The 23,955-nt window shown below is 70.8% G+C and carries 20 protein-coding genes and 1 pseudogene; 10 read left to right on the top strand and 11 right to left on the bottom strand.

The annotated features are described in order from the left end of the window. Positions 1–21: 21 nt before the first annotated feature. Positions 22–247: pseudogene (locus AQJ58_RS44830) on the bottom strand (ATP-binding cassette domain-containing protein); the annotation flags it as partial. A gap of 787 nt (positions 248–1,034) precedes the next feature. Between AQJ58_RS44830 and AQJ58_RS25975 the strand changes: the two are divergent. After that, on the top strand, positions 1,035–2,576 hold the full coding sequence (locus tag AQJ58_RS25975; protein ID WP_067254133.1) for an alpha/beta hydrolase: 1,542 nt from the start codon (positions 1,035–1,037) through the stop codon (positions 2,574–2,576). Between the two features lie 44 nt (positions 2,577–2,620). On the opposite strand, the gene AQJ58_RS43500 is transcribed toward AQJ58_RS25975, so the two are convergent. Continuing rightward, a complete protein-coding gene (locus AQJ58_RS43500; RefSeq protein WP_159056337.1) occupies positions 2,621–2,872 on the bottom strand; it encodes a hypothetical protein in 252 nt (83 codons plus the stop codon). 287 nt (positions 2,873–3,159) lie between these two features. Between AQJ58_RS43500 and AQJ58_RS25965 the strand changes: the two genes are divergently transcribed. Then, the gene (locus AQJ58_RS25965; protein WP_067254128.1) at positions 3,160–5,586 is read left to right on the top strand and encodes a SpoIIE family protein phosphatase; all 2,427 of its coding nucleotides are present in this window, start codon (positions 3,160–3,162) and stop codon (positions 5,584–5,586) included. A gap of 98 nt (positions 5,587–5,684) precedes the next feature. Continuing rightward, positions 5,685–6,320 carry a hypothetical protein gene (locus tag AQJ58_RS44825; RefSeq protein ID WP_159056336.1) on the top strand — a complete coding sequence of 212 codons (636 nt, stop codon included), beginning with the start codon at positions 5,685–5,687 and terminating at the stop codon, positions 6,318–6,320. Here the strand turns inward: AQJ58_RS44825 and AQJ58_RS25955 are convergent. From AQJ58_RS25955 to AQJ58_RS25945, 3 genes are all read right to left on the bottom strand, one after another. Next, entirely contained in the window at positions 6,302–7,084 is a 783-nt protein-coding gene (locus tag AQJ58_RS25955) for a 3-oxoacyl-ACP reductase (RefSeq protein WP_067254124.1), read from the bottom strand. The genes AQJ58_RS44825 and AQJ58_RS25955 overlap by 19 nt on opposite strands. A 2-nt stretch (positions 7,085–7,086) precedes the next feature. Beyond that, positions 7,087–8,454, bottom strand: coding sequence for an aldehyde dehydrogenase family protein (locus AQJ58_RS25950; RefSeq protein WP_067254121.1), 1,368 nt, complete (start codon positions 8,452–8,454; stop codon positions 7,087–7,089). 74 nt (positions 8,455–8,528) lie between these two features. Beyond that, entirely contained in the window at positions 8,529–9,896 is a 1,368-nt protein-coding gene (locus tag AQJ58_RS25945) for a glutamine synthetase family protein (protein WP_067254118.1), read from the bottom strand. A 514-nt stretch (positions 9,897–10,410) separates the two neighbouring features. On the opposite strand from AQJ58_RS25945, the gene eat reads away from it, so the two are divergent. The 3 genes from eat to AQJ58_RS25930 all read left to right on the top strand — a co-directional run bounded on the left by eat (position 10,411) and on the right by AQJ58_RS25930 (position 14,377). Then, a complete protein-coding gene (gene eat / locus AQJ58_RS25940) occupies positions 10,411–11,913 on the top strand; it encodes an ethanolamine permease (protein WP_067254116.1) in 1,503 nt (500 codons plus the stop codon). Next, complete coding sequence (locus AQJ58_RS25935) at positions 11,910–12,632, top strand: gamma-glutamyl-gamma-aminobutyrate hydrolase family protein (RefSeq protein WP_067254114.1); 723 nt, start codon at positions 11,910–11,912, stop codon at positions 12,630–12,632. The genes eat and AQJ58_RS25935 overlap by 4 nt, the downstream gene beginning before the upstream one ends. A 197-nt stretch (positions 12,633–12,829) precedes the next feature. Then, positions 12,830–14,377: an amino acid permease gene (locus tag AQJ58_RS25930; RefSeq protein WP_067254111.1), complete on the top strand. Its 1,548-nt coding sequence runs from the start codon at positions 12,830–12,832 to the stop codon at positions 14,375–14,377. A 130-nt stretch (positions 14,378–14,507) separates the two neighbouring features. Here the strand turns inward: AQJ58_RS25930 and AQJ58_RS25925 are convergent, their stop codons facing one another. The 4 genes from AQJ58_RS25925 to AQJ58_RS25910 form a co-directional block, all read right to left on the bottom strand. Further along, entirely contained in the window at positions 14,508–15,341 is an 834-nt protein-coding gene (locus AQJ58_RS25925; protein ID WP_067254108.1) for a PIG-L family deacetylase, read from the bottom strand. Positions 15,342–15,629: 288 nt separating this feature from the next. After that, positions 15,630–16,826: a fumarylacetoacetase gene (fahA, locus tag AQJ58_RS25920; protein ID WP_067254106.1), complete on the bottom strand. Its 1,197-nt coding sequence runs from the start codon at positions 16,824–16,826 to the stop codon at positions 15,630–15,632. Beyond that, positions 16,823–17,170 (bottom strand): hypothetical protein, encoded by a 348-nt coding sequence (locus AQJ58_RS25915; RefSeq protein WP_234360296.1) that lies wholly within the window; start codon positions 17,168–17,170, stop codon positions 16,823–16,825. The genes fahA and AQJ58_RS25915 overlap by 4 nt, the downstream gene beginning before the upstream one ends. Then, a complete protein-coding gene (locus tag AQJ58_RS25910) occupies positions 17,167–18,348 on the bottom strand; it encodes a homogentisate 1,2-dioxygenase (protein WP_067254103.1) in 1,182 nt (393 codons plus the stop codon). Before AQJ58_RS25910 ends, AQJ58_RS25915 begins: the two co-directional genes overlap by 4 nt. 261 nt (positions 18,349–18,609) lie before the next feature. Between AQJ58_RS25910 and hppD the strand changes: the two genes are divergently transcribed. Together hppD and AQJ58_RS43490 are read left to right on the top strand one after the other, a co-directional pair. Further along, positions 18,610–19,815 carry a 4-hydroxyphenylpyruvate dioxygenase gene (gene hppD, locus AQJ58_RS25905; protein WP_067254101.1) on the top strand — a complete coding sequence of 402 codons (1,206 nt, stop codon included), beginning with the start codon at positions 18,610–18,612 and terminating at the stop codon, positions 19,813–19,815. Between the two features lie 65 nt (positions 19,816–19,880). Further along, a complete protein-coding gene (locus AQJ58_RS43490; protein ID WP_159056335.1) occupies positions 19,881–20,027 on the top strand; it encodes a hypothetical protein in 147 nt (48 codons plus the stop codon). Positions 20,028–20,036: 9 nt separating this feature from the next. Here AQJ58_RS43490 and AQJ58_RS25900 read toward each other — a convergent pair whose 3' ends face one another. Both AQJ58_RS25900 and AQJ58_RS25895 read right to left on the bottom strand, forming a co-directional pair. Then, positions 20,037–20,699, bottom strand: a complete 663-nt coding sequence (locus AQJ58_RS25900; RefSeq protein ID WP_067254099.1) for a response regulator — start codon at positions 20,697–20,699, stop codon at positions 20,037–20,039. After that, positions 20,696–21,871 carry a sensor histidine kinase gene (locus AQJ58_RS25895; protein ID WP_067254096.1) on the bottom strand — a complete coding sequence of 392 codons (1,176 nt, stop codon included), beginning with the start codon at positions 21,869–21,871 and terminating at the stop codon, positions 20,696–20,698. The genes AQJ58_RS25900 and AQJ58_RS25895 overlap by 4 nt, the downstream gene beginning before the upstream one ends. A gap of 208 nt (positions 21,872–22,079) precedes the next feature. Between AQJ58_RS25895 and AQJ58_RS25890 the strand changes: the two genes are divergently transcribed. Together AQJ58_RS25890 and AQJ58_RS25885 are read left to right on the top strand one after the other, a co-directional pair. Further along, the gene (locus tag AQJ58_RS25890; RefSeq protein WP_199844679.1) at positions 22,080–23,000 is read left to right on the top strand and encodes an ABC transporter ATP-binding protein; all 921 of its coding nucleotides are present in this window, start codon (positions 22,080–22,082) and stop codon (positions 22,998–23,000) included. After that, a complete protein-coding gene (locus AQJ58_RS25885) occupies positions 22,997–23,821 on the top strand; it encodes an ABC transporter permease (protein WP_067254090.1) in 825 nt (274 codons plus the stop codon). Before AQJ58_RS25890 ends, AQJ58_RS25885 begins: the two co-directional genes overlap by 4 nt. Positions 23,822–23,955: the final 134 nt, after the last annotated feature.

The following is a 23,955-nucleotide window of genomic DNA, read 5'->3' as shown; positions in this document are numbered from 1 at the left end:
CGACGGCGGCCAGGACTTCGGCCCCTCGGCGGCCGGTGGCTTCAGCAGGTCGCGGATCCACCGCGTGCCCTCGGGGTGCAGGCCGTTGACCGGTTCGTCGAGAATGATCGTGGCCGGGTCGCCGAGCAGGCCCTCGCGGTTCCGAGCCGCTGGCCCATGCCGAGCGAGAAACCGCCGGCCCGCTTCTTCGCGACCCGCCGCAGGCCCACCATGTGATGGCCTCCTCGACCCGGCCGCCCGGAATACCGGTCTTCTCCCCGTAGCGTTTCGTGAGAGCCCTGGCCGTGACCATCGCGGGGTGCCTCCTAGGAGCCGATCGGTTCGACGGTTCATCACCCTAGGTCGCCGACCCGCTGACCACATGAGCTCCTCGTCTGAGAGCGCCGCGCCGAGACTGCGCCCTGAGGAGGACGTCCCGTTCCTACCCCAGTGGCAAAGACGGCCGCTGACCTGGGCTGCGTCGTGTCACACATCAGGAGACCACTCTGGCAGTCGGCAACGGCAGAGGATCGCGGCCGAGCCGTCCAGTACCGGCTGCACCTGTGGCCCGGGCGCCGGGCTGTGCCCCGCTACGGGGGGAGGCGATCGAGCGCCGCATTCCGGTTCCGGGCCCGTGGCGATCTCCGGCGAGGTGCCAGTCCGCGAAGCGTCCTGCTGAAGCGGGGCGAACGCCCGAGCCCGTGGAGCCAGCGGCTCCCACTCGCGGATCCGGCGCCTTGATCCCCCGCACCCCTCGCGGGACGCCGCCGGGGGCCGGTGCTCGTCGGCGCGCAGGACGTCTCAGCGGCCCGGGATTCATCCCCCAGTCGTACGCGAACCTGCCGACGAGATATGGCTCAGTCACCAAAAGCCGCAGGTCAAAGGCCTGGATGAGGCATTCGGTAGGAGGTGTTCGCCGTAGTGCGTCCGGCCGGTGACAGGCCGACCGAGAGCCGATGCGCGGGTTCGGCCACGCGATCTAGGTTCTGCAGACGGCAAGCGGCGCGGCCGACGGACCGCTGTCGGTCGTGCCCTGGAGAGCTGAAGGAGAACTCATGCTGCGCCTACGCAGAGCCGCCGCAGCCGCTGCCGCGGCGGCCATGACAAGTGCTTCCCTGATCACCGGGTGTGCGTTTCACGGAGAAGCCGCAACCTACGACGGCGGGCTGGCCCGTTCCCAGCGCCAGAAGGTCGTCTGGCACGGCTGCAAGAACAGTCCGAGGGACACCATGGGCGACGAGTTGGACAAGGCCGGCGCCCGGTGCGGCGAGGTCACGGTGCCGTTGGACTACCGGCACCCCGACGGCCGGGTCATCAAGGTGGCGCTGTCGCGACTGCGGGCCACCGACCGCGCCCACCGTCACGGCACGCTCCTCTACAACCCCGGCGGCCCCGGCGTGCCCGCCCTGTACCTCGCTCTTCAGCTGCGACAAGCCGAACCCTTGCTGGCCGCCCGGTACGACGTGATCGGCATGGACCCCCGATTCGTCGGCCGCAGCACGCCCCTCGACTGCCACTGGCCGACCGTCAGCATCGGCTCCGCAGGACCCGACAGGAGCACGTTCGAGAAAACCGTGCGGCTGTCCAGGGACCTGGCATCCCGCTGCGCCCGGCACCGGTCCGTGCTGCCCTTCGTCTCCACGCGCAACACGGCCCGCGACATGGACGTGATCCGCGCCGCCCTGGGCGAGAAGAAGATCAACTACCTCGGTTCCTCCTACGGCACCTATCTGGGAGAGGTATACCTTCAGCTCTTCCCGCACCGAGCCGACCGCGTGGTGCTCGACAGCACCCTGGATCCCGACCTCTACGGACCTGACCTGACCCGTACCATGGGGCCGGCCGTCGGCCGGGCTCTGGAGCACTGGGCGGCCTGGGTGGCCCGCCGCGACAGCCGCTACCATCTCGGCTCCACCACCGCAGAGGTCCTCAACGCCGTCAACGAGCTCAACCGGACCGTCAGCCGTGGCCCGATCCGGGTCGGCCGCCACACCGTTGACAGCCAGGTCCTGCCCCAGCTCCTGTGGAACGTCACCGCGGGGGACGACGACGAGGCGTATGCGAGCTACTCCGCTGATGTCCGCGTGCTGGTGACGGCTGCTCGCGGCAGCGAGGCCAATCCCACCCAGGTACTCGAGCAGACCCTGACCGGCCTGGCCGCCCCGGACACGGACGGCACGTTCAGCGTCCAGACCGCGATCCAGTGCGCCGACCGGGCAGCCTCCCACGACCCGGAGGCCTACTACCGCGACATCCAGGCCCACCGCACCACCGAGCCCGTCTTCGGACCGCTCGCCCGCACCGTGACTCCCTGCTCCTTCTGGCCGGCGGCACCCGCGGAGCCCGCCACCAAGGTCCGCAACGACGTGCCCGTCCTGATGGTGGGTGCCACCGGTGACCCGGCGGCCGTCTACCAGGGCCAGCTGGCGGCGCACCGGGATCTGCGCGGTTCGCGCCTGGTCACCTTGCGCGGCGCCTTCCACCACACGGTCTACGCGGGCCTCTTCGCCCCGAAGAACATGTGCGTCGACAAGGCAGTCAACACATACCTGAAGGACGGCACCCTGCCGCCCGGTGATATGACGTGCCGGAGCTGACCCGATCGCGTGACAAGGACCGGGTGGGCGAGCTCTTCCAGAAGTCACGCGCTCTGTACGGGCTCGGCTCGGCCCTGCGCAGTGTCGGCGAGCCGGGCATGGGGGCCCGGGCTGTCGATGTCCACGCCCGTGCCGCGCAGGCACTGAGCGGTTTGGACAACGGTGTGTCGGCGGTGCTGGAGTCGGACCAGGCGGTCGCCGCCCACCTCGAACTCGGTGCCGATGCCGTCGGTCACCCGCTGTTCCTGGGCTTGGCACGCGTGCGGACGCTCAACGCTCTGGTCCTGTTCGACCACGGACGGCGACCTGGCGGTCCGTTCGGCCGGCCGGGCCGTGCGCGCGCCTGTCTCTCGCGGTCCGACGAGATCAACGCCGGCTCCTTCGAAGAGGTCGCCCTCTCCCCACCAGGGGAGCGCCCGGACGCCGCCACCCGACGGAGGCTCCGCGTCCCGAGCAGGTACGGAAACGGATCAGCGGTCCGGCGCTTGAGAGGGGTGTGCCGCGGCGGGATGCTGGAGGGGGCGCACGTACCTGTCTCGCTGAGGTGCGCTGCGCGGTCACCGTAGAGGCGAGAGGTGGCCCCATGGACAACGAGTCTGTCGTCCCCGGAGCGTCGCAGGACGGCGGGGTGCCCGAGGACTTCGCGGTCGTCGTCGACAGCAGGGGAAGGATCACGCTGTGGGGCGCCGGAGCCCGGGAACTGCTGGGGTACGCGGCCGAGGAGGTCATGGGCCGCCCGGCCGCGCGCCTGCTCGCCGCGGGCCTTCCCTTCTCCGCCCGACGTCATCTGTCCGCCCGGGAACCGTGGACGAGCGATGTGGCCCTGCGGCACCGGGACGAGGGCCGTCTCACCGTTCAGCTCAGGGGAACGCCGCTGGTGGACGCGGACGCGCGGCCCGTCTGGCTCATCACGGGTCCGGCCCTGACGTACCCCTCCGGGCCGACCGCCCCGCAGGCGGCGGAGCTGTGGGACCGGACACTCGCGCAGCTGCCGCTGCCCGTGGCCGTCTACGATCGCGAGGCGCGGTTCGTGACCTGCAACCTGACGATGAGCCGTGCCATGGGCATGACCCCGCAGGAGATGGCAGGTCTGACTCTCACGGAGATCCAGCCCACGCACGAGGAGATGGACCGTCTTCAACGGCAGGTGCTGCGCACCGGCGAGATGATCCACCGCCAGGAGCGGCCCGCGCGAGCCCTCGGCGAGATCCACGATCACGCCTGGTCGGTCTTCCTCACCCCGCTGAAGGACGGGACCGGCGCGGTGCAGGGGCTGTCGGCGCTGGTCATCGACACCACGCAGCAGTACTGGGCCCAGCGCCGTCTGGAGGTCCTCAACGACGCCGGACTGCGCATCGGCACCACCCTGGACGTGAACCGGACCGCCGAGGAACTGGCCGAGGCGGCGGTGGCCGGGTTCGCGGACTTCGTGGCCGTCGACCTGCTGACGAGCGTCGTACAAGGTGAGGAGCCGGAGCCGATATCGCCGACCGCACCGATCGTCTTCCACCGCGCGGCATACGATTCGGTGCTTCCCGGCTGCCCCGAGGCCGTGCTCCCCGTGGGCGGGACGAATGTCTGTCCCCCGGATTCCCCACCGGCCCGGGCGGTTCTCACGGCACGGGGCACTCGGCACCGCGTCGGTGACCCGCCGTTTCGGGAGTGGCTCCAGGCCCACCCGCCGCGCGCCGAGACCGTGCGGCGCTACGGGATGCATTCCGTGCTGCTGGTGCCGCTGCGTGCCCGCGGCGTCACTCTGGGCCTGGTCCACTTGGTGCGGCACCGTACGCCGGAGGCGTTCGGCGACGACGACCTCCTGCTCGCCGAGGAGATCGCCGCCAGGGCGGCCGTGAGCATCGACAACGCCCGCCGGTACACCCACCAGCGCCGGACCGCACTTGCCCTCCAGCGCAGTCTGCTGCCGGAACGGCTGCCGACGCCGGCGGCCGTGGACCTCGCGTACCGCTATCTGCCGACCGGTTCCGAGAGCGGCGTCGGCGGGGACTGGTTCGACGCCATCCCGCTGTCCGGAGGGCGGGTCGCCCTGGTGGTGGGCGACGTCGTGGGGCACGGGATCCACGCGTCGGCCACCATGGGCCGCCTGCGAGCCGCCGTCCACACCCTCGCCGACGTCGATCTCGCCCCCGACGAACTGCTCACCCAGCTGGACGATCTGGTTCTGCGCCTCGACCGTGAGGAGGGGCCGGACGCGCGGGAGCCCAGGGAGGAAGCGGCGGGAGAGGTCGGGGCCACCTGCCTGTACGCCGTCTACGACCCGGTCTCCCGCCGCTGCCAACTGGCCAGGGCAGGGCATCCGCCGCCGGCCCTGGCGCTCCCCGACGGCACGGTACGGTTCCTGGACCTGCCCGCCGGGCCGCCGCTCGGCCTGGGAGGGCTGCCCTTCGAGGCCACCACGGTCGACCTCGACGAGGGCTGCACGCTCGCCCTCTACACCGACGGTCTGGTCGAGGCCGCCGACCGGGACATCGACATCGGCCTCGGGCTTCTGCGGGACGCTCTGGCCGAGCCCGCCCCCGATCTGGAGGAGACCTGCGACCGGGTGGTGCGCAAGGTGATGCCCGACCCTCCCGCCGACGACATCGTCCTGCTCCTGGCCCGCACCCGCGTGCTCGGTGCCGAGCAGGTGCGCACCTGGCAGCTGCCTTCCGATCCCGCGGCCGTCGCCGGAGCCCGCCGAATGGCGGACGACCAGCTGGCCGCCTGGGGGCTGGCCGAGATGGCCTTCGCCACCGAGCTGATCGTCAGCGAACTCGTCACCAACGCCATTCGCTACGGCAGCGCGCCCATCCAGCTGCGCCTGATCCGGGGTGACGCACTCATCTGCGAGGTGTCCGACGGCACCAGCACCGCCCCGCACCTGCGGAGGGCCCGCATCTTCGACGAAGGCGGACGCGGGCTGCTGCTCGTCGCCCAGCTCGCGCAGCGCTGGGGCAGCCGCCAGACCCCGACGGGAAAGACGATCTGGGCGGAGCAGCCGCTGCCAGGGTGAGGATCGCGGGGCGTCGGCCGGCTCGCGCCCACCCCGTGGACGGACCCGGTGCCGGGGCTGACCTGGGCCTCGACGCACCCGCGGTGCGACCCCGCGGTGTGACGCCGGGAGCCTACGGGCCGTGGGTCCGGGACCATGCCCTGTCCGGCCCTGTCCGGCCCTGTCCGGCCCTGGCCCCGGCCCTGGCCCCGGCACCCGCACCGGCCCTGGCCCTGGCCCCGGCCCTGGCCCTGGCCCCGGCCCCGGCCCCGGCCCTGGCCCTGGCCCTGGCCCCGGCCCCGGCACCGGCCCCGGCAGCGGGCCGGCACCTGGGGGCGAGCCCCGTCCGGCCACGGCCCGAGGCGGACAGCCCCGGCACGTCGTCCGCCGGGTCGTCCACCGTGTACGGGCCAGGTGGCGCGACGCTGCCCCGTACCCGCGTCCGGCAGGAACACGGCCGGGCACCGCGTCCCGTCGGCCGGGGTGCTCGCCGGGAACGCGGGCGCGCGGCGGTTGACCGCCGCCAAGTCCGGCCGTCTCCACGTGCTCGCGGCTACCGCGCCGAACCCGTACCCGGCTGCACCGGCGCGCCGTCCGTCCGCGCCCCCCGTCCGAACAACCTGGCACTCCTGGAGCGGCTGCCGCAGACGGCCGGCGTCGTGATGTCCGCAGCGTTCGAGGTAGCGGCGTGGAGCCACCGCGCGGCCGCGCTCGGCGAGAACGTGGAGGAGGAGGCCTACAGCGGGGTGACGTAGGCGCCGGCGATACCGCCGTCGACGAGGAATTCGGCGGCGTTGACGAAGGAGGAGTCGTCGCTCGCGAGGAAGGCGACCGCGGCGGCCATCTCCTCCGGTTCCGCGAAGCGGCCCACGGGGACGTGGACCAGGCGGCGGGCGGCCCGCTCGGGGTCCTTGGCGAACAGTTCCTTCAACAGGGGGGTGTTCACCGGTCCCGGGCACAGCGCGTTCACGCGGATGCCCTCCCGGGCGAACTGCACACCGAGCTCACGGGACATGGCCAGCACACCGCCCTTGGACGCGGTGTAGCTGATCTGCGAGGTGGCGGCGCCCATGACGGCCACGAAGGAGGCGGTGTTGATGATGGAGCCCCTGCCCTGGCGCTGCATGTAGGGGATGGCGGCCTTGCAGCACAGGTAGACGGAGGTGAGGTTGACCTCCTGGACCCGCTTCCACGCCTCCAGGCCGGTGGTGAGGATCGAGTCGTCGTCGGGCGGGGAGATGCCGGCGTTGTTGAAGGCGATGTCGACGGAGCCGTAGGTGTCGAAGGCGGTCTTGAACAGGGCGTCGACCTGCTCGGGGTCGGTGACGTCCACCGGGACGAACAGTCCGCCGACCTCGGCGGCCGCCGCCTTGCCCGCCCTCTCGTCGATGTCGGCGCAGACGACGTTGGCGCCCTCGGAGGCGAGGCGGCGGACGGTGGCCAGGCCGATGCCGCTGCCGGCTCCGGTGACGACGGCGGTGCGGCCGACCAGGCGGCGGCAGAGGACGGTCTCGGTCATGGTCAGTTCTCCTCGGTGCTGATGAAGACGTTCTTGGTCTCGGTGAAGGCGGTCAGCGCGTCGGGGCCCAGCTCCCGGCCGAGACCGGAATGCTTGTAGCCCCCGAAGGGCGTCCAGTACCGCACGCTGCTGTGCGAGTTGACCGACAGGTTTCCGGCCGCGACAGCGCCCGAGACCCGCAGCGCGCGCCCGACGTCGCGGGTCCAGATGGAACCCGACAGGCCGTAGTCGGTGGCGTTGGCCAGGCGTACGGCGTCGGCCTCGTCCTCGAAGGGCAGGACGACGGCGACCGGGCCGAAGATCTCCTCGGTGACCGTCCGGTCGTCGGGCGAGGTGGGGGCGAGCACGGTCGCCGGGTACCAGAATCCCTTGCCCTCGGGAGCTTCGCCGCGGATGACCACGGGGGCCCCGTCGGGGACGTAGGAGCGCACGGTCTCCCGTTGGGCGGCGGAGATCAGCGGCCCCATCCGGGTGTCCGGGTCCGCGGGGTCACCGACCCGCCAGGCATGCACGGCCGGTTCGAGCAGCTCCAGGAAGCGGTCGTAGACGCTGCGCTGGACGAGGATGCGGCTACGGGCGCAGCAGTCCTGCCCGGTGTTGTCCAGGAAGGAGGCGGGGGCGGCCGCGGCGGCCTTGTCGAGGTCGGCGTCGGCGAAGACGATGTTCGGGCTCTTGCCGCCGAGCTCCAGGGTCACCCGCTTCACGCCTGCGGCGCATTTGGCCATGATCTGCTTGCCGACGGAGGTGGAGCCGGTGAAGACGATCTTGGCCACGGCCGGGTGCTCGACGAGAGCGTTGCCCGCGACCCGCCCGGCGCCCGGCAGAACCTGGAACAGACCCTCCGGCAGACCCGCTTCCAGTCCCAGCTCGGCGAGGCGGATCGCGGTCAGCGGGGTCGTCTCGGCGGGCTTGAGGAGGACGGCGTTGCCCGCCGCGAGCGCGGGGGCGACTCCCCAGGACGCGATCGGCATGGGGAAGTTCCACGGTGCGATCACCGCGACGACGCCGAGGGGCTCGTGGATCGTGATGTTCATCCCGCCCGCGACGGGTATCTGACGCCCGGCCAGGCGCTCGATGCCGCCGGCCGCGTATTCGAACAGGTCGCGGGCGTTGCCGGCCTCCCAGCGGGCGTTGCCGATCGGGTGTCCCGCTTCGGCGACCTCCAGCCCGGCCAGCTCCTCGAGGTGGTCGTCGATGACGGCGGCGAAGCGGCGCAGCAGCCGGGCCCGGTCGCCGGGGGCGGCGCTCGCCCAGCTCGCCTGGGCCTTCACCGCCCGCGTGACCGCGGTGTCCACGTCGGACGCGGTGGACGCGAGGACGGTGGCGACGATCTCCTCGGTCGCCGGATTGAGTACGTGGTGCTCACTCAAGGCAGGTTCTCCAGGGATGGGGCGAGGCGGTTACGGGACAGGGGGCGGGGCGCAGGTGCCGCCCGGGGGAGGGGTCACATCCGCTCGAAGGACCGGAACCGCTCCCAGTCCGTCACGGCCGAGTCGAACGCGTCCAGCTCGACGCGCGCCATGTTCAGGTAGTGCTCGACGACCTCGTCGCCGAAGGCGGCGCGGGCGATCCGGCTGTTCGCCCAGAGCTCGGCGGCCTCCCGCAGGGTGGTGGGGACGTGCCGGGCGTCGCCGGTGTAGGCGTTGCCGGTGCACGGCTCGGGCAGCTCCAGCTCGTGCTCGACGCCGTACAGACCTGCGGCCACCATGCCGGCGACCGCGAGATACGGGTTCACATCTCCGCCGGGCAGCCGGTTCTCGAACCGGTGGGAGGGGCCGTGCCCGATGACGCGCAGGGCGCAGGTGCGGTTGTCGGGGCCCCAGGCGACCGCTGTGGGGGCGAAGGACCCGGGACGGAACCGCTTGTAGGAGTTGATGTTCGGCGCGTACAGCAGGGTGAGCTCGCGCATGGCGGCGAGCTGCCCGGCGAGGAAGTGCCGCATGAGCTTGGACATGCCGTACTCGTTCTCGTCGTCGGCGAGGACGGGGTGTCCGGCCTCGTCGCGCAGCGAGAGGTGGATGTGGCAGGAGTTGCCCTCGCGCTCGTCCCACTTGGCCATGAAGGTGAGCGACATGCCCTCCTGCCCGGCGATCTGCTTGGCACCGGTCTTGTAGACGCTGTGCTGGTCGCAGGTGGTCAGGGCCTCGTCGTAGCGGAAGGCGATCTCGTGCTGCCCGAGGTTGCACTCCCCCTTGGCGGACTCCACGGTCATACCCGCCGCGCCCATCTCGTTGCGGATGCGGCGCAGCAAGGGCTCGACGCGGCCGGTGCCGAGGATCGAGTAGTCGATGTTGTATTGGTTGGCGGGGTTCATGTCGCGGTAGCCGCGCCCCCAGGCCTCTTCGTAGGTGTCCTTGAAGACCATGAACTCCAGTTCGGTGCCGGCGTAGGCGGTCCAGCCGTGCTGGGCGAGCCGGTCCAGCTGGCGGCGCAGGATCTGCCGCGGGGAGGCCACCACCGGGGAGCCGTCGTGCCACGCCAGATCCGCGAGCAGCAGCGCGGTGCCCGCGTCCCAGGAGGTGCGACACAGGGTGGCCGGGTCGGCGTGGAGGGCGAAGTCGCCGTAGCCCCGCTCCCAGGAGGACATGGTGTAGCCGCCGACGGTGTTCATGTCGGCGTCCACGGCGAGCAGGTAGTTGCAGCCCTCGGTGCCGTGGGCGAGTACGTCGTCGAGGAAGAAGCGGGCGGCGAACCGCTTGCCCTGCAGCCGTCCCTGCATGTCGGTGAAGGCGAGGACCACGGTGTCGATGGCACCGGAGTCGACGAGTTCTCTCAGTTCGTCGACGGAAAGCGGGGGCGTACGGTCAGCCATTGGGGATGCCTCCTGGCGTCAGTCGGTGATCTGGGAGCGGGAAGGCCATCTCCCAGGGGTGCCGCACCGGATGGGGCAAAGGTATGCATGGAGACCTTTGATTGGGAAGGGGGTTCGCTGGACGAGCTGGGAGAGGTGCCGCCGACGCGCGGTCCGGCGCCGGTCCTCCGGCCGGCGCTCCGGCCGGTGCGGGGAGGGCTCGCCGCCCGGTATGCAGCCGTCCCGGCGACGTGAACGGCCCGCTGAACCGCGACCCGCCCCTGGTGTCCAACCTGGAACACTCCCGGCCGTGGCACGAAGCGCTGGTCGAGGCGGTGCTGAAGGGGGCGCGGGCGATGCGCGGACGGTGTGCGGGAGGTGCTGCGCGAACGCGGCGCGGGCGCCGCCGCCCTTCTGCGCGACTTCCTCCCGTGAGAGCGGTGTGATCGATCGTCTTCCTTCCCGGGTCTTGCGCTTCACCTTCCGTCGGGTAAAGGTTTCATCCCGAACCTTTGGATCGAGGCAGGGAGCGGCCATGGCCGACGGCACCGACTCGCGTATCGCAACACCCTCCGCGCCACCGGGTGGCGCGCCCTCCACGGGGCCGTCGGGCGAGGACGCCTACCTGGAGCGGCGCACCCTGCGCCGCGGCAGCGCCGGCTGGCTGTTGTTGACCGGTCTCGGCGTGGCCTACGTCGTCTCCGGCGACTACGCAGGCTGGAATTTCGGCCTGGCCGAGGCCGGCTTCGGCGGCCTCGCCGTCGCCGCCGCCCTGATGGGCCTGATGTACACCTGTCTGGTCTTCTCCCAGGCGGAGATGGCGGCGGTGCTGCCGACGGCCGGCGGGGGCTACGGCTTCGCCCGCCGTGCTCTCGGCAGGTGGGGAGGCTTCCTCACCGGCACCGCCATCCTCATCGAGTACATGCTCGCCCCGGCGGCCATCGCCGTCTTCATCGGGGATTACGTCCAGTCGCTGCACCTGTTCGGACTGCGCGCGGGATGGCCCGTCTACCTGGCCTGCTTCGCGATCTTCATCGGCATCCACCTCTGGGGCGTCGGCGAGGCCCTGCGCTTCAGCTTCATCGTCACCGGTATCGCGGTCGCCGCGCTGATCATCTTCGTTCTCGGCGCCCTCCGCCACTTCGACGCGGATCGGCTCAACGACATCCCGGTGCACGCATCGGCCTTCGGCGCGAACTCGTGGCTGCCGTTCGGTGTCCTCGGCATCTGGGCGGCCTTCCCCTTCGGCATGTGGTTCTTCCTGGGCGTCGAAGGAGTGCCTCTGGCCGCCGAGGAGACCAAGGATCCGGCGCGCTCCCTGCCGAGGGCGATGGCCCTGTCCATGGGCATCCTGCTCGTCCTCGCGGTACTCACCTTCATCGCCACCACCGGTGCGCGGGGCGCCGCCGCGGTACAGGCGGAGGGCAATCCCCTGGTGGCGGCCCTTGAGGGCGGCGGCGAGCCGACCCTGCTGAGCCGGTTCGTGAACTACGCCGGCCTGGCCGGTCTGGTCGCCTCCTTCTTCTCCCTCATCTACGCCGGCTCCCGCCAGCTCTTCGCCCTCTCGCGCGCCGGCTACCTGCCGCGCTTCCTGTCCCTCACCAGCCGCCGCAAGGCGCCCTACCTCGGCCTGCTGGTGCCCGGCGCGGTCGGCTTCGCTCTCGCCGCCGGGACCGGCGACGGTGCGCGCATGCTCAACGTCGCCGTCTTCGGCGCGACCATCTCCTACGCGCTGATGGCGCTGTCCCACATCGCACTGCGCCGCCGCGAGCCCGACCTGCCGCGCGTCTACCGCACCCCGGGAGGCGTGGTGACCTCCTCGATCGCGCTCGTTCTCGCGTGCGCGGCGCTCGCGGCCACCTTCCTGGTGGACCGGGAAGCCGCCTTCATCGCGCTCGGCGTCTACGGCGTGGCGATCGCCTACTTCGCCTTCTACAGCCGTCACCGCCTCGTCGCCTCCGCACCGGAGGAGGAGTTCGCCGCGCTGGCCGCGGCCGAGGCCGAACTCGAACGCGACGCGACACCACCCCGGCCATGACAGGAGAGCCCGTGTTCCAACCGCTGATCGGCATCAGCACCTACCTCGAGACGTCGGTGCGGTGGGGCGTGTGGGAGCTGCCCGCCGCCGTACTGCCGGCGGGTTACCACCGCCTCGCCCAGAAGGCGGGCGCCCTGCCGGCACTCCTGCCGCCGGACACCCCGGCCGCCGCCGAGGCGGTGGTGGCCCGGCTCGACGGCCTCGTGATCGCGGGCGGCCCGGATGTGGACCCCGTGCGCTACCGAGCCGAACGTCACCCGAGGACCGGACCGGCCTACGCGGAGCGGGACGCCTGGGAACTGGCCCTGATCGAAGCGGCCCGGGCGGCGGGCAAGCCGCTGCTGGGCATCTGCCGGGGCATGCAACTGCTCAACGTCGCCCTGGGCGGCACCCTGGTCCAGCACCTGCCCGACCGGGTGGGGCACGGCGACCACTCCGGTCCGCCCGGAGTCTTCGCCGCGCACCGCGTGAAACCCGTACCCGGGACACAGCTGGCCGCGGCGGTGCCCGAGGAGGTGAGCGTGGCCACCTACCACCACCAGGCGGTGGACCGGCTCGGCGGCGGACTGCTGCCCTGCGCACACGCCGAGGACGGCACGGTCGAAGCGATCGAACTGCCGACGGCGAACCCCTTCACCCTGGCCGTTCAATGGCACCCGGAAGCCGGCGACGACCTCCGGGTGATGCGGGCGCTGGTGACCGCAGCACAGAAGGCATGAGCAAGAACCTTTTGAGAACGCCCGCCACCCGTACTGCGGCCAGGGCATTCCGCTCCTGAATTTTATCGTCAGGGTCTTGCGCTGAGTCACCCAAGGGTTAATGGTATCGCTTCACACCTTTGTTCAAGGCGGGCTGCGACTCGCCGCGACCCCTGCACCCACTGTGGCTACTCGAGGCCCTCGGAGGCATTGTGCCCATGGACAAGCATGTCCCGAGTGCGGACCTGCACGAGAGAACGTCCCCGCCGCTCAGCGACGAGCAACGGCTGCATCAACTCGGTTACGCTCAGGAACTGGCCCGTTCGATGTCGGCGTTCTCCAACTTCGCCGTCTCCTTCACCATCATCTCCGTCCTCTCCGGCTGCCTGACGTTGTACGGCTTCGGAATGAACACGGGAGGCCCGGCACTCATCACGTGGGGGTGGCCCCTGGTAGGCGCCATGACACTGTTCGTGGGCCTGGCCATGGCGGAGGTCTGCTCCAGCTACCCCACCGCGGGCGGCCTGTACTACTGGGCGGCGAAGCTGGCGCCCTCACACGGCCCGGCGTGGGCCTGGTTCACCGGCTGGTTCAACTTCCTCGGCCAGATCGCGGTGACGGCGGGCGTCGACTTCGGGGCCGCGTTCTTCATGAACGCGCTGCTGGACCTGCAGTTCGGCTTCGCCGCCACCCCGGCACACACCATCATGCTGTTCGGGCTGGTGCTCCTGGCCCACGGCCTGCTCAACACCTTCGGCGTGAAGCTGGTCTCCTTCCTCAGCAACGTCAGCGTGTGGTGGCACGTCCTCGGCGTCCTGGTCATCGTGGGCGCGCTCGCCGTCCTGCCGTCCAGGCACCAGTCCGCCTCCTTCGTCTTCACGCACTTCGTCAACAACACCGGCTGGCACTCCGGCTTCTACGTCGGCCTGCTGAGCCTGCTCCTCGCGCAGTACACCTTCACCGGGTACGACGCCTCGGCGCACATGAGTGAGGAGACGCACGACGCGGCCAAGGCCGGTCCGCGGGGCATCGTGATGTCCATCCTCGTCTCGCTCGTCGCCGGGTGGATCCTGCTGGTCGGTATCACCTTCGCCATCCAGGACTACGGCGGCGCCCTGGCCAGCGAGACCGGCGTGCCCCCGGCGCAGATCTTCATCGACGCGCTCGGTGCCACGGGCGGCAAGCTGCTCCTGCTCGTCGTCATCGGCGCACAGTTCTTCTGCGGGATGTCGTCCGTCACCGCCAATTCGCGCATGATCTACGCCTTCTCGCGAGACGGCGCGCTTCCCGGCTCCCGGGTGTGGCACCGCATCAACAAGCGGACCAGGACACCGACCAACGCGGTATGGCTGGCGGCCGGCGGTGCCTTCCTGCTGGGGCTGCCCTACCTGTGGAACGCCACGGCGTACGCGGCCGTCACCTCGATCGCGGTCATCGGCCTGTACATCGCCTACGTCCTGCCCGTCTTCCTCCGCCTGGTGCAGGGCAGCCGGTTCGAACGCGGACCGTGGCACCTCGGCCGGTGGAGCAGGCTCGTCGGTGTGATCGCGGTCGGATGGACCCTGTTCATCTCGGTGCTGTTCATGCTGCCGACGAGCAGCCCGGTCACCGCGACGACCTTCAACTACACACCACTCGCGGTCCTCCTCGTCCTCGGCTTCGCCGGCGCGTGGTGGCTGATCTCCGCCCGCAAGTGGTTCACCGGCCCGAAGGTCCAGGGCACGGCCGAGGAACTGGCCGCCATCGAGCACGACATTCAGTTCTGACCGAACGGGGCACCGGACGGCCGGCCCGGCGAACGACTCGCCGGGCCGGCCGCCGACACCCGCCCGCGTGTGTGGGTCGCTTGAAGGCGCCGTGCGGTCGATGTCCCTCCCGGCTGGTGGGGCGGGCGGATCAGCGCAGGCCGGCGAAGAGATCGTTCTCGGGTACGGCCGCTCCGGTGGTGTCCTGGACACGCATGAAGGTCTCCGTGCCCATCATCTCGCCGAACCGTTCCTTGCCCATCCTGAGGAAGAAGATGTTCTCGCCCTGACTGGCGTGCGCGGCCAGCGCGTCGAACTTCTGGTCGCTGAACGCGGTGGCGTCCACCCACGTGGTGATCTCCTCGTCGGGGAGGCCGATCTCGGCCATCGCGGCGGCCTCGGCGGGATCCGGCTCCGGCATGCCCGGCTGGAACTCGCGCATGATCTCGCCGAACCGCCGCATCCCCGAGTGGGGCATCGTGGTCCAGTACACCTTCGGTGTCAGCTCGGTCATCTCCAGCGCCGCCATCGTGATGCGGTGGGCCTGGATGTGGTCGGGGTGGCCGTAGAAGCCGTTCTCGTCGTAGGTGACGACCACATCGGGTCGGTAGTGCAGCATGAGTTCCGCGAGCCGGGCCGCGCCTTCCTCCACGGGGGTCTGCCAGAAGGATCCGGGGGCGTCGTTGCTCGGCCAGCCCATCATCCCGGAGTCGGCGTAATCCAGCATCTCAAGATCGCTGATCTTCAGGACCTCACAGCTCGCCTCGAGTTCCCGACGGCGCAGCGAGGCGACCACCGCCGGATCGTGCCCGGGGTCGCCCGGCTTGACACCCCCGGGTCCGTCACCGCAACCGCCGTCGGTACACGTCACGAGAACCGTGCGGATGCCTTCCGCCGCGTACCGCGCGAGGACCCCTCCGGTTCCGGTGGCCTCGTCGTCGGGGTGGGCGTGCACCGCCATGAGCGTCAAGGGCGGGTCAGTCATCAAGCAGTCCTCCTGCGGCAATACGTTCTTGGTCCGGGTGCGCGGCTCCGACGTCCCCGCCCGTGCGGCGCGCCGGCCCCTCCTCGATGCAACCATGCGGACCGGACCGCCTGTTCCCGAGGCCGGATGCAGTTCCCTTCTGCGGACGGCCGCGGAACTCGCGTACCCCCCCCGGGCGGTGATGCCCGCCCGGTCACGCTTCCACGGCAGGCCGCCCTGGGCGACCGGCGAGGGAGCTGCCCGAGGCGGTGTCGGCGACCGCCTCCGCGGCCGAGGCCGCCGTCTTGCTCATCGGTCCTCCTGCTTGCTGCCGGTGATCCGGCCGCGCGCCTCGCCGAAGCCGATCCGGGTTCCGTCGGCGCCCGGGGCCGTGGCGGTCAGGACGACCTCGTCCCCGTCCTCCAGGAACGTGCGCTGCCGACCGCCCACGGTGACGGGCTCCCGGCCGCCCCAGGTCAGTTCGATGAAGGCGCCGCGTTGCTCCTTCTCCGGGCCGGAGACGGTGCCGGACGCGAACAGGTCCCCGGTGCGCGAGGGAGCGCCGCCCACGGTCTGGTGGGCCAGCATCTGGGCGGGGGACCAGTACATCGCGGCGTACGGCGGCCGGGAGACGACCTGACCGTTCCACTCGACCGTGAGGTCGACGTCGAGGCCCCAGGGCTGTGCCATCCGCAGATACGGCAGCACGGTGGGTTCCTGGACCGGGGTCGGGACCCGGGCGGCGTCCAGGGCGAGCAGCGGCACCACCCACGGCGAGATCGTCGACGCGAACGACTTGCCCAGGTTGGGGCCGAGGGGGACGTACTCCCAGGCCTGGATGTCGCGCGCGGACCAGTCGTTGAAGAGCACCACCCCGAAGATGTGCCGCTCCGCGTCCTCGGCGCCGATGGACTCGCCCATGGCGTTGCCGGTCCCGAGGACGAAGCCGAGCTCGGCCTCGATGTCGAGGCGGGTCGAGGGCCCGAAGACCGGTACGGGGTCGTCTGGTCCCTTGCGCTGGCCCGAGGGGCGGACGATGTCGGTGCCCGAGACGACGACGGACGCCGCCCGCCCGTGGTAGCCGACCGGGAGGTGCTTCCAGTTCGGCATGAGCGGGTCGGGGTTGTCGGGCCGGAACAACCTGCCCAGGTTGGAGGCGTGGTGCTCGGAGGCGTAGAAGTCGACGTAGTCGGCGACCTCGAAAGGCAGGCACAGGGTCACCGTGCCGAGGTCGTGGACCGCCTCCACGGGAACCGGGCCCCGGAGCCGCTCGGTGATCGCGCCACGTACCTCGACCCAGCGGGCGTGCCCCTGGGCCATGAAGGCGTTCAGGCTGGGTCGGGCGAAGACGTCGTCGTCCAGCAGCACGGCCAGATCGATGACGTGCTCGCCGTAGCGGGTCGCCACGCGCGGTGCCCGGCCGGGCGCCGCGTAGACGCCGTAGGGCAGGTTGGTCAGGCCGAACAACGAGTCGGCCGGGACGGCGAGTCGAGTAGTGCTGGTCATGCGGACACCTCGGTGAGCTGGGCGGTCGTCGCGGCGGGCGGCAGGCCGAGACCGGCCGACCCGGCGGCGGGTTCGGCGACCGCGTCGGAGACACCCGGCGGCGGAACGGTCACCGAGAGGGCGAAGGAGCCCTCGGGCCGGTCCGCGGTCAGCTCGGCGAGACGGTCGACGTCCCCGGCGGCGAGGACGAACGCACCGGCCAGCCCGGCGTGGGCGCCGCGGGTGTGCTCCACAGGGGCCGGCACGGCCTCCTCGATCGGCAGGCCGCCGGGCGGGAAGACCGCCGCGTCGTCGAACAGGCCGGCGGGCACCGGGGGGATCCCCGGCCTCAGCGGGGCGCTCATCGGTTCTGCTCCCAGGAGTAGGCGTACGTCCCGTCGTCCGTCGCGCGAGCGGCCTCACCGAGCTGCAGAGGACGGAAGGTGTCGACCATGACCGCGAGCTCGTCGAAGGACTCCGCCCCGATCGACCGCTCCATGGCACCCGGCTGGGGACCGTGGGGGTGGCCGCCGGGGTGCAGGGAGATCGAGCCCTGGCCGATCCCCGAGCCCTTGCGCGCCTCGTAGTCCCCGCCGCAGTAGAACATCACCTCGTCGGAGTCGACGTTGGAGTGGTAGTACGGCACCGGGACGGCCAGTGGGTGGTAGTCGACCTTGCGCGGCACGAAGTTGCAGATCACGAAGTTGTGGCCCTCGAAGACCTGGTGCGCCGGCGGCGGCTGGTGGACCCGGCCCGTGATCGGCTCGAAGTCACGGATGTTGAACACGTACGGATAGAGGCAGCCGTCCCAGCCGACCACGTCGAAGGGGTGGTTCGGGAGGGTGTGGACGGTCCCCGCGACGCCACCCGGGCCGCGGTGCTTGATGTACACCTCGACCTTCTCGCCCTCGGCGGGCTTCGGCCCGTCCGGGAGGCGGAGGTCGCGCTCGCAGTACGGCGCGTGCTCAAGGAGCTGACCGTTCCGGGACAGGTAGCGGCGCGCGGGTCCGATGTGCGAGTTCGCCTCAACGGCATACATCCGTACGACCCCGTCCGGCACGATCCGGTATGTGGTCGCCCGGGGGATGATCACATAGTCCCCGTCGCCGACCTCCAGGTCACCGAAGACCGTCTCCACGCGCGCCCGCCCGTCCTCGACGTAGAGGCACTCGTCACCGATCGCGTTGCGGTAGTAGGGGCTGACCGTGTCGGCCACGACATACGCCAGGCGGACGTCGTCGTTGCCCAGCAGCAGCCTGCGGCCGGTCACCGCGTCGATGCCGGACTCGCCTTCCGTGAACAGCTTGTGCGTGGAGAGGTGACGGGGGATCAGGGGGTGGTTGGGCACCAGGGACTGGTCCCCGAGGTCCCACACCCGGTACTCCCGCACCGCCGACGGAATGTGCCGGTGATAGAGCAGCGAGGAGTCGGAGGAGAAGCCCTCCTCGCCCATCAGTTCCTCGTAGTAGAGATTCCCGTCCGGGTCCCGGTACTGGGTGTGACGTTTCGGCGGAACCGCGCCCGCCCGGTGGTAGTACGGCAAGTCCCTCTCCTCGGGAATCGGAGTCGCGGTGCCGCGCTTGAGGACATGTGCGCTCAGCGCACATTTTTGTGCGGTGAAAGCAATATGGCATCAGCTGGTCCTCGCCCACTCGCAACTAGGCAGATTGTATATATGGGGGGCGGTTGCATGGGGCAAACTGAGCAGCTTGAACAGCCTGGAAGGCGACTCTTGTGCAGGTGAGGAGTCCCGGTGTGTTCTACCGCCACGCGTTGGAGACACGCACACCGAAAGGGATGACGTATGAGCATCGAGCAGACCCTCACGAGCCAGGAGCGCCTCGCGGAGCTCGATCTGCAGCAGCTCCGGCAGCTGGTCGGGCTCGTGGAGTACGACGCCGACGGGGATCCCTTCCCGGTGACCGGGTGGGACGCGGTGGTCTGGGCGGTGGGCAACGCGACGCAGGCCGCGCTGTACTTCCAGGTGGTCTTCGGTATGGAGCTGGTCGCCTACTCCGGTCCGGAGACCGGCAACCGCGACCACCACGCGTACGTGCTCCGCTCCGGCGCCATCCGCTTCGTGGTCAAGGGCGGCGTCGACCCGCACAGCCCGCTGCACGACCACCACCGCCGCCACGGCGACGGCGTCATCGACATCGCCCTCGAGGTGCCCGACGTCGACAAGTGCGTCGAGCACGCCCGTGCGCAGGGCGCGACCGTGCTGCAGGAGCCGCAGGACGTCACCGACGAGCATGGCACCGTCCGGATCGGCGCCATCGCCACGTACGGCGACACCCGCCACACCCTGGTCGACCGCTCCCGCTACACCGGCCCCTACCTGCCCGGCTATGTCGCCCGCACCTCCGGCTACGTGAAGCCCGCGGGCGAGCCCAAGCGCGTCTTCCAGGCCCTCGACCACGTCGTGGGCAACGTGGAACTCGGGCACATGGACGAGTGGGTCGACTTCTACAACCGTGTCATGGGCTTCACCAACATGGCCGAGTTCATCGGCGACGACATCGCCACCGAGTACTCGGCGCTGATGAGCAAGGTCGTCGCCAGCGGCAACCACCGGGTGAAGTTCCCGCTCAACGAGCCGGCGGCCGGGAAGAAGCGTTCGCAGATCGACGAGTACCTCGACTTCTACCGCGGCCCGGGCGCCCAGCACCTCGCCCTGGCCACCAACGACATCATCAGGACCGTCGACGTGCTGCGGTCCAAGGGTGTCGAGTTCCTCGACACGCCGGAGAGCTACTACACCGACCCCGACCTGCGTGCCCGGATCGGCGAGGTCCGCGTGCCGATCGAGGAGCTGGCCGCGCGCGGCATCCTCGTCGACCGCGACGAGGACGGCTATCTGCTGCAGATCTTCACCAAGCCGATCGGCGACCGGCCCACGGTGTTCTTCGAGTTCATCGAGCGCCACGGCTCACTCGGCTTCGGCAAGGGCAACTTCCAGGCCCTGTTCGAGGCGATCGAGCGCGAGCAGGCCAAGCGCGGCAACTTCTAGGTCCGCCCAGGTCGTCCAGGGGGCGCCCGGCTCGTGCTGACGGGCCGGGGCGCAGGCCGCGCGACGTGCCCAACGCGCCACGCCTGACGGGGCACGTCAACCGGTTCGGCGTCCGCTCCACCCATGAGAGAGGGGTCACCCCGGACGACTACGACACCCACCTCCCCGTCGACTTCAGCGTGTTGGAGGACGAACAGGTCCCAGCGGCATGACCCCCGTACTCAGCGAGACAAGGTGACGAGCCCCATCTCATAGGCGGTGATGACGAGCTGGACCCGGTCCCGGGCGCCCAGTTTGGTGAGCAGCCGTGACACGTGCGACTTGGCGGTGGCCACCGTGATGAAGAGGTCTTCGGCGATTTCGGTGTTCGACCGGCCGCGTCCGACCAGGGTCAGCACTTCCCGTTCCCGCTCGGTGATGCCCTCGACCGGCCGGGGGAAGCGCTCCGGGACAGCCGCGGGGCGCCCGATGAAGTCCGCGATCAGACGGCGCGTCACACCCGGCGCGATCAGTGCGTCGCCGGCGGCGACCACGCGGATCGCCGCGAGGATGTCGTCCAGCGCCATGTCCTTGACCACGAAGCCGCTCGCCCCGGCCCGGAGCGCGCCGTAGACGTGGTCGTCCTCGTCGAAGGTGGTCAGGACGAGGACGCGTGTGCTTGCCGGACCGGCCGTGATCAGGCGGGTGGCCTCGATCCCGTCCATCCCGGGCATCCGGATGTCCATGACCACGACGTCGGGACTGGTGTCGCTCACCAGTTGGACGGCCTCGGCACCGGTGGCAGCTTCACCGACGACCTCCAGGTCGCTGTGATCGGCCATGAGCACGCGCAGACCGGACCGCGCCAGGGGCTGGTCGTCGGCGAGCACCACCCGGACGGTCACTGTGCCTCCACCGGAACTCCGACGTGTGCGGGCAGCGGCAGCCGGGCCGCCACCCGGAAGCCGCCCTCGGGGCGCGGTCCGGCGCTGAGGTGGCCGCCCAGCAGACCAGCCCGCTCCCGCATCCCGATGATGCCGAAGCCGTGGGCCGAGCCGTTCCCGATGGAGCCGCGCCCGTTGTCGACGACCTCCACGGACAGTTCCCCGTCTCCGTAGTCGATGGCCACCCGGCACCGCCCGGTGTCCGCATGTCGTACCACGTTGGTCAGTGCCTCCTGCACGATGCGGTAGGCGGACAGGTCGATGTCGGCCGGCACGGGACGCCGCTCCCCGGTGCAGCGCACGTCGACGCGTACCCCCGCGCCCGCGGTCGCTGCCGCCAACCGTTCGATGTCCGCCAGCCCCGGCGTGGGTGCGAGCGGTGACTGTTCCGATGCGGTCGCGCCTCGGTCGGCCCGACGGAGCGACACCAGCGTGCGCCGAAGTCCCGACAGGGTCTCTCTGCTGGTGGCCTCGATGGCGCGCAGGGCCTCGCGCGCCTCGGCCGGCTGGGTCTGGATGACCCGGCTGCCCACACCGGCCTGGATCGCGATGATGCCGATGCTGTGCGCGACCATGTCGTGCAACTCCCGTGCAATCCGCAGCCGTTCGGCGGTCACCGCCTCGCCCACCTCCTGTGCCCGCAGCGCCGCTGCGTGCTCGCGGCGCTCGCGGCTCAGCAGACCGGCCATGCAGGATGCGGCCAACGCCAGGAGGGCGATCACCACGTTGACGGCCAGGCCGTCTCCATGTGTGGACAGGCCGATCACCAGGAGTTGCACGGTGAAAGACACGGCCACGGCAACAGCCGAAGCGCGCCGTGCACAAGTGGCGACGATGAAGCCCAGCACGAGGTCCACCGCCAGATACGACAGGAACTGGCCCTGGGACGACGCCGCCCGGCTCTCCTGTGCGGAACTCGGAGGGCCCAGCACCACAACGGTGGATCCGAAGAGCGCCATGACCAGGGCCAGCAGCGGCATCCGTCGCACCACACCGGCGAGCAGGCTCACAGCCAGCAGCGCCCCGACACCGTGGACCGTGCCCGACGCCCGCGGTGCGGCCCCCACCAGCAGACTCACCACGAGGAGGTAGGAGGCACCCCCTGCCCAGGCCACGGCCTTGGTTCTCGTCATCGGCGGTGTCCCCTCCCGGGAACAAGGACGAGGTGCGCGACGCGCGCAGGCAACGAAATCGTCGTCATGGGGTTCACGCCGCGAGCCTAACCGGACATCAGCAGCTCGGCGTCAGCCCGGGGACGTACGCCCACGGTTCAATCAGGCCGCACGATTGCCGCCCACGGCCCCATGCCCGGACGGGGCTCCTCTCGGCAGTGTGGGTGCCGTGATCGAAGTCAGCGAACTCACCAAGCGCTACGGCGGCAAGACGGCCGTCGACCATCTGTCCTTCACCGTGCTGCCGGGCCAGGTCACCGGATTCCTCGGCCCCAACGGAGCCGGCAAGTCCACCACCCTGCGGATGATCCTCGGTCTGGACGCGCCCACCACCGGCGCCGCCACCGTCAGCGGCGTCCCCTTCCACCGCCACCCGCGCGGACTGCGGCACGTCGGTGCCCTCCTCGACGCCGGACAGGTTCACGGCGGACGCAGCGCTGCGGCCCACCTGTCCGCTCTGGCCCGCAGCAACGGCATCCCGCGGCGCCGGGTGGGCGAGGTGCTTCACGAGGTGGGGCTGGCTGAGGTGGCAAACCGCCACATCGGCGGATTCTCCCTCGGTATGAAGCAGCGTCTCGGCATCGCCACCGCCTTGCTCGGCGACCCGCCCGTGCTCATGTTCGACGAGCCGATCAACGGCATGGATCCGGAGGGTGTGCTCTGGGTACGCAGGCTCTTCCGGCGCCTGGCCGCCGAGGGGCGCACGGTCTTCCTCTCCAGCCACCTGATGTCGGAGATGGAGAACACCGCCGACCATTTGGTCGTCATCGGCCGGGGCCGCCTCATAGCCGCCGATACGGTACGGGACTTCGCGGCCCGCAGCACCCGGAGCAGCGTGGTGGTGGGGACACCGCAGGCCGCCGAGCTGGCAGCCGTGCTGACCGCGGCGGGCGCCTCGGTCGAGCCGGAGGGCTCGACCGGCGTGGAGAAACTCGCCGTGACCGGGCTCCCGGCCGACCGGATCGGGGCGCTCGCCTTCGACAACGGTATCCAGCTGAACGAGCTGACCACCCGCACCGCCTCACTGGAGGCGGCCTTCATGGAACTCACCGCCGACAGCACCGAATACCAGGCAGGACAGCCTCGATGACCACGCTCACCTCCGCCCCCCGGACCACCCCCGTCACCGCGCCGCCCGCCCGCTTCCGCGACCTGCTCGCCGCCGAGTGGATCAAGACACGGTCCCTGCGGTCCACACCGTGGACGATCGCACTCACCCTCCTGTTCGTCATCGGGTCCACCGCCGTGGCCACGCTGGCGGACAAGGCCCCGCCCTCCGGCCCCGCTGACTTCCGGCCCTACGACGCCTATCCGCCGGCCGGCTACTGGACGCTGATCCTTGTCGCCAGCAGCATGGGCGCCCTCACGGTCGTGAGCGAGTACACCACCGGGCTGATCCGCACCACCACCGTGGCCGTCCCGGCCCGCGGCTCGATCGTGCTGGCCAAGGCAGCCGTCACCGCCGCACTGTGGACCGCGGTCGGCACGACCGCCTCCACCGGTTCCTTCCTGATCTCCCAGGCCATCCTGAACGGGCACCATGCCGACCTTCCGATCACCCACCCCGGGGTGCTCCGGGCGCTGGTCGCCTCCGCGCTGCTGGCTCCGGTCTGCGCCCTGGTCGGTCTGGGTCTCGGTGTTCTGCTCCGGCATACCGCCGGGACCATGGTCACCAGCATCTTCACCCTGGTGATGCTGCCCCCCATGTTCTCGGACAGCAGCCGCTGGTCGGCGGACATCAAACACGCGCTGGTGTCGGCCGCCTGGAACCGCCTGATCCAAACCTGGGGGCCGGAGCCCGGATCCCTGGGCTACACCGCCACAGTCTCCGGCTCCTGGCTCGTGTACACGCTCTGGCCGCTGATCACGGTCGCACTCGCCGTTCTCGTCGTGAGGCGCCGCGACGTGTGAGTGTCCTCCCAGGAGCGAGGTCCGGGTGGCTCGCGGCAGCCTCGCCGGGGGTCTCTCATAGACGGACCACCCATGAGAGTTCTGCGACAGTGACCGACGCGACTCTGTTTCCGCAGGTCGCCGTTCGCGAAAGC

This window comes from Streptomyces sp. DSM 15324, from assembly GCF_001514285.1.
GTDB lineage: Bacteria > Actinomycetota > Actinomycetes > Streptomycetales > Streptomycetaceae > Streptomyces.
The sequence above is the reverse complement of the archived record's forward strand: the minus strand, read 5'-3'. Positions and strand labels throughout refer to the sequence as shown.